Source organism: Myxococcus sp. AM011 (genome assembly GCF_013372595.1).
In the GTDB taxonomy this organism is placed as follows: Bacteria; Myxococcota; Myxococcia; order Myxococcales; family Myxococcaceae; genus Myxococcus; species Myxococcus eversor.
In genome coordinates, this window is the sequence record NZ_JABXEM010000609.1 from 1 (window position 1) to 600 (window position 600).

Genomic DNA, 600 nt, shown 5'->3' on the forward strand with positions numbered 1-600 from the left:
ATCGACAGACGCGGCACCCAGTCGAGGCAGGGGACACTGGGGGACGAGCGAGGACTTTTGTGAACGCTGCGCCGAAGCCACGCTCTTGACGAAGTTCGCCAGCTCATGGGCTGAGCGGGCGCCTCTGTGCAACGTCAGGCGCCCGCCAGGGTGCAGCACTCATGGAGAGTACGTGACTGGCTGAGTCCTACTTGGCCAGCTCGAAGAAGTCGTAGGTGAGGGTGACGGACTCGATAACCGTCTCATCGGACTCGTTGTCCCACTCGCCCGCGACGAACTTCACCGGCCAGGCGCGGGAGAGGCTCCACCGGCGCAGCGTGGTGCCGTCCCTGTCTTGCTGGACGATGTCGAGGTTGCGCTTGTAGAGGCTGTCCGGCAGGCCCAGGCCGCTGGTGGTGTGGACGACGTCCTGGAACCAGTCGAAGAGTTCGTGGTCCTGCGTGGCGCCTCTCTCCAGGGTGACGTCGGAGAACGTGAGGCGCCCCGGGGACTTGTTGGGGATGAGGCTGCCGCCCTCGAAGTATTGGACGTTGGCGACCTCGACGGACAACTCGCTGCACTTCTGGAAACCGGAGTGCCCGAGGCCGTCAGCCTCACAGA

The 600-nt window shown here is 64.7% G+C and carries 1 protein-coding gene; it reads right to left on the bottom strand.

Going from position 1 to position 600, the window contains the following annotated elements; all coding sequences use genetic code 11:
- Nucleotides 1-187: 187 nt before the first annotated feature.
- Nucleotides 188-600, bottom strand: a 413-nt coding sequence (locus HUW62_RS47645; RefSeq protein WP_176438226.1) for a phage tail protein, incomplete at its 5' end; no start/stop codon positions are given.